The following is a 14,472-nucleotide window of genomic DNA, read 5'->3' as shown; positions in this document are numbered from 1 at the left end:
CTGATAGGGCGAAGGAACGAGGAGGTGACCGATGACCAGTCCCTTAATACAAACGACCGGTTTGGCCTTCCGTCGGCATATCGCCCGCGCCTGGCGCAGCGTTCAGTTGATTTCGTTGATCTTCTTCATGGCGGTTATGGGTGCGAGCTCGCCCAATGCTTCGCCCAATCCGCCTGCCGCATCCAGCCGCCATGAAGATCAGGTAATGAAATTGATCGTCCAGATGGCTGACCAGGCACAGCTTTCATCAGATGCCGTCGTCGCCGCGCGCGCTCAAGCGTGGGCGGGCCTGCTGCTCTTGCCTTACGACCGCGAACAGGCCCGCGCCATTTTTCGGCGTGCCTTTCAACCGCTAATGCGCTCGCCGATTGATTTCCAGCCGGCTTCGGCGTTTGACGCGGCCCGCAGGCAACAGCTCAGAGTTGAGTTCCTCGACCATCTTGTGATCTATGACCCGGAGATGGCCGATACGCTGGCCCGCTCATTTGTCCTCCCCTCTGCCGCTGTCAGCAATGAGGGGGCGCGCCGCACGCCATCCGCAGGCTTGCCGCCGTGGGCCGCCGTTCAGGGCCGACTTGAGGCCGAGAGCCGCGAGCTGCTGGTGAGTGTGGCGATGCAGATGGCTGAAGTGGACAAAGAGCGCGCCTTGGCGCTCGCCAGGATGAGTCTTGCAATCGGCGTCTCGCCATACTTTGATCGCCTGCTGATGCGCCTTGACGAGCGCGACCCGGCGCTTGCCGATCAGCTCTTCTCCGACGCGGTCGATTATCTGCAACACAGCCGACGTATCTCGCCCAATGATGCCCACACGCTCAGTCTATATTTGATGTCAGCGGTCGGATCGGCAGACAAAGACCGCCCGCCGCGAGCCGCCGTCGTCCGCTTCCTCAATCTCGCCTGCGATCTGGTGATGAGCGGCGACGGAGTTGGTCAGGTCGAATCGCTTCGTCGGGACGCCACTGATTCGTCCTTCCAGCTTTACTGCACCGGCAAGTATCTTCTGGAACTATTGCCGCGCTATCTGCCGGCACGCGCTGCGCAGATACGGCCCCGACTCGCAGAGTTGGGGGCTGAACAGACCTCCGGCCCCGCCGGCGATGTTCGTCCGACGCCGCCGATTCAGCCTGACGCTATTGAGCAGGCTGCGCGCAAGAGCGCAGAGCCGGGCGACCGTGACGAGCTTTACGCGAAAACGGCCTTCGGGTGGTTAGCCAATGGCGAGTTGCAAGCCGCTCAACAGGCAGCCACAAACATTGCCAGCCGGGAGATGCGTGACCGCGTGCTCGTCGCCGTCGCCCGGCGGCTGTTGTCAAAAGCTCGTAATCAGGAAGCCATGCAGATCGTCCCGCTGTTAGCCGACAAAGTTGCCAAGACCGAGCTGCTCGTCAGGTTAGCGCAAGCCGCTTCCGCTTTGCGCAACAGCGTCGGCGCGAAGAGCTTGTTGGAGCTGGCCGAGTTTGAGGCGCTAAAGATCGAGCGACCGGCGGCGCGCGCCCGGTTGCTGCTGGCCATCGTGACGGGCTTTGCGCCCTTCGATTCACCCCGCGCTTTTGCGGCCATGCAGGAAGCCGTGAATTCCTTAAACGCGGTTGTTGCGGGCGAAGCCCAGGCGTTCAATCCTGAGCAAGACATTCCCTGTGCGCTCGATGCCGAGCCCGAGGGGTCATTACGGTCGGGTCTGGCCGGTTCTTTGACATCGCTGGCACGCGCCGACTATGACCGGGCGTTGCTGCTGGCGCAGCAATTGGCCGGCAAGGACATATCCGTGATCGCGCAACTGGCCGTATGCCAGGGCGGCCTGCGACCAGAGGCGGCGCAGCGGAGGTAAGAGAGATGAACGCTCAACGATGGCCCATCGCCGCGCGCGGCCTGGCGGCAGCCATGATGCTTATCGCGCTGGCCGTTCCCACACGGTTGCAGGCTCAAGAGCATAACGATCCCTTGCCTTCGTGGCGAGACGGCCAGGCCAAGACGCGGGTTCTCAGCTTTGTCCATCAGGTGACCGATAAGGCAAGCCCCGGCTATGTCAGGCCCGAAGAGCGCATTGCCACCTTCGACGACGGCGGCACCCTGTCGAGCGAGTGGCCCATCTATGAGAATCAACCGCAGATGGTCTTTGCGCGCCAGCGCGTCAAAGCCATCGCCAGGCAGGATTCCGAGCTGCGGTTGCATTGGAAATACCAGGAGCCTTTCCGGTTCATTCTCGATGACGACGACAAAGACCTCGCCGAGTCCTTGAAGAACATGTGGAATATGCTCGACCTGCTGCGGGTAACCAACGGCAGCATGACCGTCGAGGAGTTCGGCGCGGTTGTCCGCGACTTCCTGAAGACGGCGAAGCACCCGAAGTTCAAAAGGCCGTTCACCGAGGTTGCCTACCAGCCGATGCTTGAGTTGCTCGCGCTGCTGCGGGCGCATGATTTCAAGATTTACATCGTGACCAACTATGGAGCCGATTTCGTCCGCGAGCTATCGGAATCGGTCTACGAGATTCCGCGCGACCGCGTCATCGGCACGACGCCGGAGTATGAGTTCAAAGAGGGGCCGGAGGGCGGCTATCTGGCCCGCAAGTCGAATATCGATATCTTCAACGAAAAGGCGGGGAAAGCCGAAAACATTCAGTTGCACATCGGCCGGCGGCCCATCTTCGTGGCGGGGAATACGAATGGCGATCTTGCCATGATGATGATGGCCGCCGGCTGTAATCATCCCTTCCTGAATCTGGTGTTGCGGCACGACGATGGCGAGCGCGAATTCGCCTACGAAGAGAACACCGATAAGCTGATGAAGGCGGCGCAGGCGCGCGGCTGGACCGTCGTCAGCATGAAGAGTGATTTCAATACCATTTTCGCATTTGAAAAATGACCAACGCTCATTGCCGGACCCGTGCCCACCGGCCCGAAAGGCAGTTTGACGAAGAGGGAGTGGCAAGTTCGTCTGCCGCTCCCAAACGCATGGCTGACGAGTTTTGCCCGTCCTCCGGGCCATTATCTAGTGCGGTTTTCAATTGGATGTAGGGCAATCGAAAACTGCTCTGAGGTAAGAAATCGTCAGCAATGGGGGAAGGGTGATCGGCTTTCGACTGTCCTGTTTGCTAATCAAAAATATAAGACATATTCCAATTATGCTGAAAAAAGCTCAGACCAATGTGAGGCGGTTGCGGCGGCGTTTTTTGTGGCATAGGGGTTTCACCCTATGTTATATTGCCGCTGTTGCCGTTTCGTGGTCTCTTGCGTTCAGTAGTCCATCTTCCAGGGAAGCCAAGTTCCAAAACTGAACGTGAGCGGTGTCCAACACGAATTGGCTCAAGCAGCCGAACCAGTTATAGAAACTTTCGGCATCATGTCAATCCGACTCGCTAGCCCCCAGGCGACTGTGTGACGACTTAACGCGGCCCGACCTTCAGCCGTTCACCAGGTAGTTTCCACAGTAGGTGGGCTAATGAATAAACGAACTCCCCAGTTCATGCCCTGGCCTCCATGTCGCTTGATCTTTGTCTTTGCCTTGCTCGTGACCCTGCTGTCGCTAACTGCGGCTGGCGCGGCAGAGGCGCAGCCCGCCCAAGACGAAACGCCGAAGAAAGTGCTGATCGTTTCCTCGGAAGACCTCACGCTTCCCGGCCCGGCCAGGGTGAGTCAGGCCCTCCGCAGCACCTTCAGAAATAATTCATCGGACCGCTTCCAATTCTACCAGGAGGCTATGGACGCCTATCGGTTTCCCGAGGAGAAGTATGCCGAGGAGCTGGTCCGTTTTCTGAAGCGCAAGTATGAAGGGGAGAAGATCGATCTGATTATCGCGTATGGGCCTCCGGCGTTACGGATAGTGGCGAATAACCGGGATAAGCTACTACCCGGTACGCCGATCATTTTTTACTATTTGGCTGGAGACGAAGAGACCGCCCGCCACCTTGACCCAGATGTCACGGGGGTCCGGTCAAGGTCCGACTACCGCAAGACGCTGGAGACTGCCCTGGCTTTACAGCCCGAGACTGAGAATATCTTCGTCGTCGCCGGCAGCGCTGGCCTGGACAAGTTCATTCTGTCAGAGGCTCGGCAGGAGTTCGCGAGGTATGAAGGCAAGCAGGAGATAACCTACCTGACCGACCTGACGATGGAGGAATTTCGGCAGAAGGTGGCCGCCTTGCCGCCAAAGAGCATCGTGATTTTGCTCTCCCTCTTTTTGGACAGCGCCGGCAAGAGCTTTCCCGGGCCGGAGCAGGCTTCTTCGCTCGCCTCGGTTTCGAGCGCCCCCGTCTACGGGACCGCGCAAACGCACTTCGGCAATGGCATCGTCGGCGGCAGCTTGATGGATTTCGACGCTGACGGCGCCAGTCTCGGCCAGTTGGCGCTGCGCGTCCTCAACGGTGAGCGTCCACAGGACATCCCTCTGCAACACGCGCCCAACGCTCTGATGTTTGACGGGCGGGCGCTGCGGCGCTGGGGCATCAGCGAGCGCCATCTGCCTCCAGGTAGCACGGTCGAGTTCAGGGAACCGACCTTCTGGCAACTCTACCGTTGGTACGTCAGCTTCTTTATCGTCGTGGCCCTTCTTGAGGGGGTGCTCATCGCCGCGCTGCTGTTGCAGCGCGCCCGCCGCCGGCAGGCCGAAAAAGAAAGCCGCCGCCTGGCGCAGGTCGCCGAAGAGGAGCGCCAGAGGCTGGAGAATGTGCTCGCGAACGTGCCGGGCCTCGTCTGGGAAACGAGGTTCGAGCCTGACAGCACAACATCAAGGATAGACTTCGTAAACAGCTATGCCGAGAAGGCGCTCGGCTATAACATCGAGGAGTGGTTGTCCACCCCCAATTTCATTCAATCAATTATTCATGAGGCAGACCGCGAAATATTCATGCGCCAGCGCAAGGCATTTCTCGCAGGCAGCAAGGAGCGGCTCTTTCAATTTCGTTGGCGGGCCAAAGACGGGCGCTTACTCTGGGCCGAGGCGCACGTCACGCCGATCCTGAATGGGGCGGGGAAGGTCGTCGGCATGCGTGGCGTCACCATAGACATCAGCATACGCGAGCGCGCGCTAGAGGCGCTGCACCAGAGTGAACAGCGGAACCTCGCCATCCTGCGGGCGCTGCCGGACCTGGTCTTTCTTCAGTCCGCTGACGGCACGTACCTGGATTACCACGCCCGGTATGCGGACGACTTGCTCGCCCCGCCCGCCGAATTCCTCGGCAAGTCGATGTGGGACGTCCTGCCGACAGAGCTGAGCGAAGTCATGGCCGCTTGTTTCCAGCGCGCCGCCGAGACCGGCGAGCTACAGGTCGTTGAGTACACGCTGCCCATTCAAGGCGAGATGCTCTGGTTCGAGGCGCGCATCACTCAGACCGAAGGCAACCAGTTCTTGTCCGTCGTGCGCAACATCACCGCCGGCAAGCGGGCCGAAGCGGCACTGCGCGAGAGCCAGGCGCAGTTGGCCGGGATCATCGGCTCAGCTATGGACGCGATCATCACCATTGACGAAGCCCAGCGCATCGTCCTCTTCAACGCGGCGGCTGAACAGATGTTCGGTTGCTCGGCGCAAGAGGTGACCGGCCAGTCCATCATCCAATTCGTCCCGGAGCGCTTCCGCGAAAGCCATGCAGAGCGTGTCCGTGATTTCGGAAAGTCAGGCATCGTCAGCCTCTTTATGGGGACGCGAGGCAACATCTTTGGGCGGCGCGTCAACGGCGAGGAGTTCCCCATTGAAGCCTCCGTGTCGCAAACCGAGCTGAAGGGCGAGAAGTTCTACACCGTCATCCTGCGCGACATCACCAACCGCCAGAGAGCCGAGCAAGCGCTCAAGCAGTCGGAGGTCAATTACCGCGAAATCTTCCACGGCGTCGACGCCGCCATCTTCATCCACGACACAGAGACCGCCGAGATCATTGCCGTCAACCAGAGAATGTGCGAGATGTTCGGCGTCACCGAAGAGGAGGCCATCCAATACTCCGCCGAGGTCCTGAGCGCCGGCGAGCCGCCCTACACCGAAGAGGCCGCCAAAGAGTTGATCAGGAAAGCCGGCGCCGGCGAGCCGCAGCACTTTGAATGGCCGGCGAGGCATAAGTCCGGTCGCGAGTTCTGGGTCGAGGCCAGCTTAAAACATATTGTGCTTGAGGGCAAAGATCGCGTGCTGTCAGTGCTGCATGACATCACCGACCGCAAGCGCGCCGAGGCCGCACTGCAAGAGGCGTTCGCCCAGGTGAGCGAGCTCAAGGCGCAACTTGAGGCGGAGAATATTTACCTGAAAGAAGAGATACTCCTCGAACACAACTTCGACGAGATCATCGGCAACAGCGAGGCGATCCGCGCCATCTTGTTCAAGGTCGAACAGGTGGCGGCCACCGACACCTCTGTCCTCATCAGCGGCGAGACCGGCACCGGCAAAGAGCTGGTCGCCCGCGCCCTGCACAACACGAGCCTGCGGAAGAACAGGCCGCTGGTCAAGGTCAACTGCGCCACGCTGCCGGCGACGCTGATCGAGAGCGAGCTGTTCGGCCATGAGAAGGGCGCGTTCACCAGTGCCACGGCCCGCCAGCTCGGCCGCTTCGAGCTGGCCAATGGCAGCACCATCTTCCTGGACGAGATCGGCGACCTGCCGCTGGAGTTGCAGGCCAAGCTGCTGCGCGTGCTGCAAGAGGGCGAGTTCGAGCGCCTCGGCAGCGGCAAGACCATCAAGGTGGACGTGCGAATCATTGCCGCGACGAACCGCGACCTTGAGATGGAAGTCAAGGCGGGGCGATTCCGCGAAGACCTGTTTTACCGCCTCAACGTTTTCCCCATCACCATACCGCCGCTTCGAGAGCGCAAAGAAGACATTCCCCTGCTGGTCCAGACCTTCGTGCGCCAGTTCTCTAAGAAACTGGGCAAGACTATCACCAGCATCACGCCGGCGACATTCAGGACTTTGCAAGATTACCCGTGGCCGGGGAACGTCAGGGAGTTGGCCAACGTCATCGAGAGAGCCATGGTCAATACCAAAGACACTACCCTGCGCCTGGCCCATGATCTCAGCAGGCCGCAGGTGGTCGAGTTGTCTTCGTCGCGGCAGACCCTCGAAGAGATGGAGCGCCAATACATCCTCAGCATCCTCAAACAAACCGACTGGCGGATCGAAGGGCCGAAAGGCGCGGCGCGGGTTCTGGGACTTAACCCGAGCACGCTGCGCACGCGGATGGCGAAACTCGGAATACAGAAGGGTATGAATGGGAAGCCTTAGCGAAGCCACCGTGATTGTGCCTTTCCTGCCGCATCAGCAAGCCCGCCAGATTCCCCGGATCAGCCTTTAGAGCCGATTTCAATCGGGTGTGGCGCAATGCGGTTAGCTTGCGCTACATGGCAAACGCAAATGAAAACCGCTCTAGATCGGTTACACGCTACCGCAAGCGCCCGCAGGGCAGGCGTAGCGGGCCGCGCCCGGCAATTTTTTTCGGACCTGTCACTTTTGACAGTAGTCACACCGGGCCGTCAACGGTAACCTAGTACTGCCTCCCCTCCGTTTTGCAGGCATGCCATCGCGGCGCGCCCCCGATTCTACCAGCGTCATTTCCAACCGAGAGGTAAACAGGCATGGCACGACCCCGTTTATTAGTAGCAGAAGATCACCGAGAGATGCGGGCGATTATCGTTCGCATCCTGGAGCGGGATTTCGAAATCGTGGGCACAGTCAGTGACGGCCCGGCCTTACTGGAAGCCGAGCCCCGATTGAAGCCCGATATCTGTGTGGTCAACGTTGCGATGCCCGTGTTGAGCGGCATCGAAGCGGCGATTCGCCTTCGGCGGCGCGGATCAATCACCAAGATCATCTTCTTGACGGCGCATTCACAAGCGGTCTTTCTGGAGGCCGCATTGGATGCCGGCGCAATCGGCTACGTGCTGAAGCCGCGACTGCTTTCAGACTTGCGCCAGGCGATTTGCGAAGCGCTGGCCGGTCGGCAATTCGTCTCGCCGTCCTCGTCCGCCGCGGCTTTCGGCGCTCGCGCCGGCGACTCGTCTTAGAGCGGATTTCAATCGGGTGTAGCGCAAGGTGGGACGAGCGTCTGCCCGTCTCAGAGGCGACGCTGACGGCGCACCGCCGGCCTTGCTCGCCCTGCCAGATGGCGACCCGCGCTAATCTCGGCCTGCTTGTTGCCCGCCTCCCTCTCATCGGCGTCGGTTAGAGCGTGTCTGAAAAGTCAGCTCCGTTAGGAGCATGATATTTATAGTCACGGGTCGGTTTATTCATCAAGCCCCGTAGGAGCGCAATGTCAACATTGCGCTCCTACGGGGCTTGTTTCTTTTTCATGCCTGTAACGATAAACATCGCGTCCCTAAGGGACTTTTCAGACACGCTCTATCGCCGGTTCTCACTTTTTTTCTGCGACGCCTGTCAGTTTTGACAGTTATTTCCCCTGTGTTCCTTCAATACAATGAACCTCGATAGTCGTAGAGCCGGGCGGTGAAGGTGAGCGCCTTTGCGCTCGAATCATAGCCGCCAGGCCAACCCAAAGGTCGGCTCTGGGCGCTTGATCGCCCTCCTTATTAGGCCTGAAGGTTTCCCAATAGCGCGACTAGCTCCTCAAATGAACGGCGGAAGGTAGAGACAATGGAAGGCCGCATCAGGATGAAGAGAGCGTTAACACGGAAGGCCGTCACGCTGGCCGCTATGGCGGTTGTCGACGGCCTGGCTGCGGCCCCCCGATGCGGCATGGCGCAGCAGCAGGGCGACTCCCTGACCAATCCAACGCCGGCCACCGGGACAACCGATGCCTCTCAGAGCAACGTCGCCTCGGTCACCGGGTGGTACTAAGCGCCGCCATAACCAGACACGCGCGGTGGCAGGCGACAGAAGAAATAAAAGGCGTTCAGTCTGTCACCCGCGTGATCTGGGTTACTACGAAACATTGGGCGCTAGAGCGGTATTCATTCGGGTGTAGCGCAAGCGGTTAGCTTGCGCTAATGGCAAACGCAATCGAAAACGGCGCTAGACAAGGGGAACAGCGATGTCCGAGAGATTCAATCATATCGTGAAGCGGAGACTGACGACGCTGCTCAGGGTGGTCTTCACCTTAATGGCGCAAGCGGTTTTGGCGTGTGCTCAGACAAGCGAGAACGGATCGGCAGACGGTTTATCACTTCAGCCTACGGATCAGCCCTGTCTCGACGCGAATGCGTCGGCAGGCACCATCCCGGCGCTGCTAGGGCTCGCCGATGTCGCCGCTAGGGGAACGGCGGCACCCGGCGGGCTCTGGCTTTCCGGGAATACGGCCGGGGGGCTCACACACCTGCACTGGATGGCCGGCAACCAGCCGGCGGGGCTGCTCAAGCTAGACGGCGAGGGCAAGGTTACGTTCGACCTGACGGTACTGGCCAGTGCCGCGGGAGGCTCGTCGGGAACCATTGCTGACCAGCGGGCGCGCGTCGCGTCATTCGTGCGCGCCGATGAGGGGCTGCGGCTTCTGGCCGAGTTGACGGGAGGGCCATACCGCATCTTGCTCTACGTCGGCCCGCTGGCCCCGACGCGGGCCGGCGGCATCAGTCACTATGGCTTGCTCAATCTCGACAACCGATTTGACAGCCGCATCAATCCCCTGCGGCCCAAGGGTCAGAAGCTCGACAGGGAATGCCCGCCGCAGGGGTTTGATTCAATGGTCGCCATAGACACAGATGTCTGCTGGTTCAACCTCGAAAACTGGCGCCTGATGCCGATGGCTCAGATGACCTTTCACGAGTTGGCCGAAGCGCACGCCCGGCTGGCGCTTGGCCTCGATTACCTGTCGCAGGGCGATAAGCCCGGCGCTCATGATGTCGCCCTTGACCGCGAGATTCGACTCAAGCAGAAACGGCCTGCGCAGTTCGTCGTCATGCCCAACGGGATGAATCTTCGCCTGGCGACGCGCGAGGACTGGCTGCGGTTGTTTGCCAAGTTAGCCACCGGGCGCTCCAAAGCGCGCAGTCATGCTGAATTCCGTTAGCGCCCGGTTTTCGCGGCATTTTTCACATGCAGTCAGGCCCTTGTCAGATTAGGCATTTCGGGAAGGTGGACGATGGCACAACAGTCACGCTCTAAACAGCTGAAGGACGATCCGTCAGGCAGCAACACCTGGAATCAGGATGAATCCCTGGCGATGATTGCGCACGAAATACGCAACACCAGCCAGATCATTCTTAGCTGGGCCGAACTGCTGTGCCGGCGAGCGCCCTCCGACGAAGCGATGTTGAAGGGCTTTGAAGTTATTCGGCGTAACGGGCGGCTCCAGGCCCGGCTGCTCAACCAGCTCCTCGCCATTTCGAGAAAGCAGCGCACCGACCTCTGGGATGACGCCAGATCCATTGCGCTGGTGCCGATCATGAAAGACGCCATCGAGACGATGGCCCCACAGGCGCTTGCGAAGACGATCCAGTTGACCTCCCACATCGAAACGCCTGCCGCCTCGATCATCGGCGATCCCGTTCAGTTGGAAGAAGTCTTTACCAACCTGCTGTCGAATGCCATCAAGTTCACGCCGCACGGCGGCCACATCGAAGTCCGGCTCAGACGTTCGGAGGGCGGCGTCGAGATCACCGTGAGCGATAGCGGCCAGGGAATCAGCGCCGATTTTCTGCCCTATGTCTTCGAGCGCTTCCGGCAAGAGAGACGCACCCAGACCGCGCAGGAGGGCCTCGGGCTAGGACTGGCTATCGCGCGGCATCTGGTCGAAAAACATGGCGGCAAGATCATGGCGCTCAGTCCCGGCAAAGGGCAGGGGGCGACCTTCAAAGTTTGTTTCCCCTTCGCGCCCGCTGTGGTGTCGGGTCCATCACGTACGGAAACCAAGGCACCCGCCCTATCGGGTCAGATATCGGGTCGGGCGGCGGACTGAATCTGAGCGGTGAGCGCGCCACCCGACCGACAAACTTCTGCCCCGGATCGGTTGCAGATGAATTTAGCCAGGGGAAGCGCCACAAAGGCATGATGAGATCAGGAAACACAAAAGCGATCATGAGTCTTCGTGCCTTCGTAGCTCAGGCTAATCGCATTTGCAAACCGCCATCGCCACATCCTCACAACGCCGTCTTTTGTAGTCGGTCACTGTCAAAACTGACAGTTATCGGCCTGGCAATCATCCGATACAATCGAGCCTGACCGGCATTATCGCTGGAGCGTGAGCGACCCTGCAAACACCAGCGGATGATAAGCAGTAAGAACCGGGGGCGTTATGAAACGATTCGCAAGATACTCCTTCATTCTCGTTTGCTCGATGGGCTTATCGCTGGCCATGCCGATCTCGTCATGGGCACAGGCGAAAGCGCAGCAGAAACAGGAGGCCGAGAAAGTCACTTCTGAACCTTCTCTTTCCACAGAGCAAGCGGCGGCGGCGACGACGCAAGCGCCGGGGAGCCCGGACAACGGACAAAGTAAGAACGGCGAGCTGGTCATCGCGCCATATCCGATCTCCAGCCCGGCCCTTGGCACCGGGCTCCAGTGGGTGGTCGGTTACGTCTTCAGGATGAATAAGGAAGATAAGCTCACGCCGCCTTCGTTCTTTGGCACGGTCGGCATGTATACCAGTAATGGCAGTTGGGGGGCGCTGGTCGGTGGCAGTTTTCACCTCAAGCAGGACAAGTATCGAGTCGTCGCCGGCATCGCCGATGGCAACGTCAACTGGGATTTTTACGGCGTCGGCAAGCTCGCCGGCGCCCGCGGCCTATTCCTGCCGATCAACATCAAAGGCAAGGGCTTCGGCGCGCAGACGCTGGTTCGCATCGCTAAGCATGTTTACCTCGGCCCGCGCTTTCAACTGCGCCAGATGAATGCCGGGATAGATTTCAGCCACCTGAAGTCGCGCGGCCTGCCGGAAGAGAACGACCAACTGCGGGCGGACATTGTCGCGGCGGTCGCCGGCCTGTTAAGCACGAGAACGGTCGCCATCGGGCCGCACCTTCAGCGCGACACCCGCGATGATACGTTTTATCCGACCGGGGGAACGATCTTGAATGTCGGCGGCGACTTCTTCTTAAAGGCGCTGGGCAGCAAGTTCGACTATCAAGTCTACCAGGTGAGATTCGAAGGCTATCACGGGTTGAGCGAGCGCCAGGTGCTGGCCTTCGGCGCGCTCGGCTGCGCCGCCGCCGGCGACCGCGTGCCGTTTTATGACCTCTGCCTTTACGGGGCGCGCAACTACGTGCGCGGCTACACGGCGGGCCGCTTCCAGGATCGCCGCATGTGGGCGACGCAGGCGGAATACCGTGTGCAACTGCCGAAGCTTCTGGGCATCGGCTTGACCGAGCGGCTGGGGGTAGTCGGCTTTGGCGGCGTCGGCTGGGTCGGCAAGCAATTGAGTGACATGGCCTTCGATGACCTGTTGCCGGGCGGCGGCGCCGGCCTGCGCTTCCGGCTGACGAAAAAGTACCCGATCAACTTCCGCATCGATTACGGCATCGGCAGAGTCGGCCACACCCTGTCGATGGGCGTCGGCGAAGCCTTCTAGGGGCGGGCCGACGACGATCTTGAAAGCATGCCGGCGAGCATGAAAAAGCAAAGCATCATCGCAACGCTTCTGACCCTGTGCTTGATGATCGGCGCGACCGCCGCCGGCGGCCCGCCGTCCGACCTCGGCGCACAGAAAGCGGCGCGGCTCGCGCCGCAGAAGCCGACGAAAGAAGACCTCCAGAAGCCTGAGGCCGGGGAAGCGGTGATCGGCTCAGCGGTGATGTGGGAAGACCCCTTTGACATTGAGCAGCGCGACCTCTTCTACGGCACCGGCGGCAAGAAAGGCGAGCCGGACCTGTCCGCCCGCTTCACTTTTGTTCAGAAACACCCCACCGGCCATTGGAAGAAGATCGATGTCGAAGACAGCCGGGGTCGCCGCTGGGTCGTGAAGTTTGGGCCGGAAGCCCGGCCCGAAACTGTCGCCAGCCGCATCGTCTGGGCCGTCGGCTTTCACACGGATCAGGATTACTTCGTCAAGCGCGCCCACATCGAAGGGTACGGCGATGACGCCATAGAAGATGTCCGATTCGAACGCGATAACGATGGCTTCAAGAAGGTCGAGCGCTGGGCCTGGGACTCGAACCCCTTCGTCGGGACGCGCGAGCTGGACGGCCTGAAGGTCCTGATGGCGCTGCTGAATAATTTCGATCTCAAGACGCTCAACAACAAGATCGTGCGGCCTTCGAAAAAGAATGGCAACGACCCCGCCAGGCTCATTTATTACGTGAGCGATCTGGGCGCGACGCTCGGCTCGACGGGAAAGTGGTTCACCAGCCTGCCGCTATGGGGAGAGTTGCCCGCCGGAACGCAAGGTCGTCCAAAAGATTTCGCCGAGCATCGCTTCATCGCCGGTGTGTCGCAGGGCGTCGTTTCGTTTCACGAGAAGCGGCAGCGGGCCGGTCGCGCCCTCGAAGGGGTGCGCGTCGAGAACGCCCGCTGGATGGGCAATCTCCTGGCCCGCCTTTCGGATCAACAACTGTCGGACGCCTTTCGCGCCGGCGGCTTCGACCAGACAGAAACGGCCATCTACCTGCGCGCCTTGCGCGCCCGCATCAACCAGCTCCAGAACTTGAAGTAAAGCGCCCCGTTTGGCTCTGCCTCATGTCGCTGTCGGCCCATTTTATTGGGTGAATGGGGCAACGAACTTGCCCGCCGCGCGCCGCCGACCCGGTTCACTGAGCAAGCTCGTCCGAAAAGCCGCTAGCGAATTTCCTTGCCTTTGTTTTGTCGCCCGGAGTATCATCTTTTACATTCCACGCGCCAAAACAAAGATCCATTTCAGATTCTAAGGTAGGTGTAGTATGCATAAAATCACGAATGGACATCGTGCCCTGATGGCTGTAGTCATCCTGGCGCTTTCGGTGTGCGTGTTTGCCGAGACCCCCCGGCGTGAAAAACTGGCAGCGATTCAAATTAAGAATTTCGGCTGTATTAACGATAATTATTTTCGCGGCGCTCAGCCGCAAGAGCGGGACTATGCGGCACTGGCCGCGCTCGGCGTCAAGACCGTGATCGATCTACAAGAAGAGGGCGAGGCCAAAGAAGCGCAACTGGTCGAAGCCGCCGGAATGAAGTTCTACCGGATCAAGATGAACACCAAAGACAAGCCGAATCAGCAACAGGTCGGAACCTTTCTTAAGATTGTCGATGACCCGGCCAATCAGCCGGTATTTGTTCACTGCCATGGTGGACGCCACCGCACGGGCGTGATGACGGCGGTTTACCGAATGATGCACAACGACTGGAGCGCCGATCAGGCTTTCACCGAGATGAAGCAGTTTCAATTTGAAAAAGGATTGGTCAGCCACGCCACGCTCAAGGCTTTCGTCTACGAATACCACGCCGGCCTCGGCAAGCAAAAATCGACAGACAAAGGCGGCAGCATACTTGTCGCCACTCCCAATCGCTAAGCTCATTACTGACGCAAGTCCTGGCCCGCCGCGCGCGGCAGGCTTCAGCTATGAAGCTTTGCCGCGCGGCGCCCGCCGCTCATTCTCCCGAAAGATTGGCTGCTGGCTGATATATGCTCGGATGACTTTG

Annotated in this window: 10 protein-coding genes; all 10 read left to right on the top strand. The window is 60.0% G+C overall.

Annotated elements, in window-relative coordinates; all coding sequences use genetic code 11:
- Window positions 1–31 precede the first annotated feature (31 nt).
- The 10 genes from VJ464_05290 (at window position 32) to VJ464_05245 (ending at window position 14,342) form a co-directional block, all read left to right on the top strand.
- Window positions 32–1,828 (top strand): hypothetical protein, encoded by a 1,797-nt coding sequence (locus VJ464_05290; protein HKQ04522.1) that lies wholly within the window; start codon window positions 32–34, stop codon window positions 1,826–1,828.
- Window positions 1,829–1,833: 5 nt separating this feature from the next.
- A complete protein-coding gene (locus VJ464_05285) occupies window positions 1,834–2,865 on the top strand; it encodes an HAD family hydrolase (protein ID HKQ04521.1) in 1,032 nt (343 codons plus the stop codon).
- Window positions 2,866–3,441: 576 nt separating this feature from the next.
- On the top strand, window positions 3,442–7,200 hold the full coding sequence (locus VJ464_05280; GenBank protein ID HKQ04520.1) for a sigma 54-interacting transcriptional regulator: 3,759 nt from the start codon (window positions 3,442–3,444) through the stop codon (window positions 7,198–7,200).
- Window positions 7,201–7,550: 350 nt separating this feature from the next.
- The gene (locus VJ464_05275; protein ID HKQ04519.1) at window positions 7,551–7,979 is read left to right on the top strand and encodes a response regulator transcription factor; all 429 of its coding nucleotides are present in this window, start codon (window positions 7,551–7,553) and stop codon (window positions 7,977–7,979) included.
- A gap of 604 nt (window positions 7,980–8,583) precedes the next feature.
- Window positions 8,584–8,769 (top strand): hypothetical protein, encoded by a 186-nt coding sequence (locus VJ464_05270; protein HKQ04518.1) that lies wholly within the window; start codon window positions 8,584–8,586, stop codon window positions 8,767–8,769.
- Between the two features lie 193 nt (window positions 8,770–8,962).
- Window positions 8,963–9,934, top strand: coding sequence for a hypothetical protein (locus VJ464_05265; GenBank protein ID HKQ04517.1), 972 nt, complete (start codon window positions 8,963–8,965; stop codon window positions 9,932–9,934).
- A 72-nt stretch (window positions 9,935–10,006) separates the two neighbouring features.
- Window positions 10,007–10,822: a HAMP domain-containing sensor histidine kinase gene (locus VJ464_05260; protein ID HKQ04516.1), complete on the top strand. Its 816-nt coding sequence runs from the start codon at window positions 10,007–10,009 to the stop codon at window positions 10,820–10,822.
- Between the two features lie 336 nt (window positions 10,823–11,158).
- Window positions 11,159–12,430, top strand: coding sequence for a BamA/TamA family outer membrane protein (locus VJ464_05255; GenBank protein ID HKQ04515.1), 1,272 nt, complete (start codon window positions 11,159–11,161; stop codon window positions 12,428–12,430).
- A gap of 39 nt (window positions 12,431–12,469) precedes the next feature.
- On the top strand, window positions 12,470–13,510 hold the full coding sequence (locus tag VJ464_05250; GenBank protein ID HKQ04514.1) for a hypothetical protein: 1,041 nt from the start codon (window positions 12,470–12,472) through the stop codon (window positions 13,508–13,510).
- Window positions 13,511–13,766: 256 nt separating this feature from the next.
- Complete coding sequence (locus VJ464_05245) at window positions 13,767–14,342, top strand: tyrosine-protein phosphatase (GenBank protein ID HKQ04513.1); 576 nt, start codon at window positions 13,767–13,769, stop codon at window positions 14,340–14,342.
- Window positions 14,343–14,472: the final 130 nt, after the last annotated feature.

It is taken from the genome of Blastocatellia bacterium (assembly GCA_035275065.1).
Classification (GTDB): Bacteria; Acidobacteriota; Blastocatellia; order UBA7656; family UBA7656; genus DATENM01.
Note: the sequence above shows the minus strand (reverse complement) of the source record. Positions and strands in the feature narration are given on the sequence as shown.